Raw genomic sequence first — 746 nt, 5'->3', positions numbered from 1 at the left:
TAAGGATGCGACCCTGTTCGAGTTCTTCAAGGATTCCGATCGTGACTCGACGGCAAGTCAATTCGTAGATGAGTCGCAGATGTGGTTTGACAGTATCTGGTCGTCTGTTGCGCGAGAATATGAAGAGTGACACGAAGCTAGAGGAACTGCTAGCCACCCGCCGAACGGTTTTTCTCGACTTTGACGGACCAGTCTGCGCTGTTTTCACCACTATCTGCAGCCGTGATGCTGCGGATTCCCTCCGAGCCCTCGTTCAGCGGCCACTGCCGTCGATAGTCAACGACAGCGCGGACCCTTTCGATGTACTTCGCTATGCGGCGGAGTCTCTTCCGACCGAGGTGTATCAAGCAATCGAGAAGACCTTCACTGAGCTGGAGTGCTCGGCCGTCACGGGCGCAACACCGACACCCGGCGCAGCTTCAGTCATCAAGGCATTGCATGCTGGACACTTCATGGTGGGCATCGTGACCAACAATTCACGTGAAGCAGTGACGATTTACCTAGATCAGCACGGACTCGGATCTCACGTCTACGGAATTTTCGGACGGCCGCATTCCGATGCGAGCTTGCTGAAGCCGAGTCCGTATCTGGTACGTCAAGCCATGGACGGAGCAGGAGCCGATCCCGCTGATTGCATGTTCGTAGGCGACTCAGTGTCCGATATTGAAGCGGCCCGCGCCTCTCAGGTCGCGGCAGTCGGTTTCGCCAACCGCCAGGGGAAGGCGGGTAGGCTGCGCGCCGCCGGC

At 57.6% G+C, this 746-nt stretch carries 1 protein-coding gene; it reads left to right on the top strand.

From position 1 onward, the window contains the following. Nucleotides 1-119: 119 nt before the first annotated feature. Nucleotides 120-746: HAD family hydrolase (locus tag NN4_RS44660; RefSeq protein WP_222595287.1), on the top strand; the 627-nt coding region annotated here is incomplete at its 3' end.

It is taken from the genome of Nocardia ninae NBRC 108245 (assembly GCF_007990755.1).
GTDB lineage: Bacteria > Actinomycetota > Actinomycetes > Mycobacteriales > Mycobacteriaceae > Nocardia > Nocardia ninae.
Note: the sequence above shows the minus strand (reverse complement) of the source record. Positions and strands in the feature narration are given on the sequence as shown.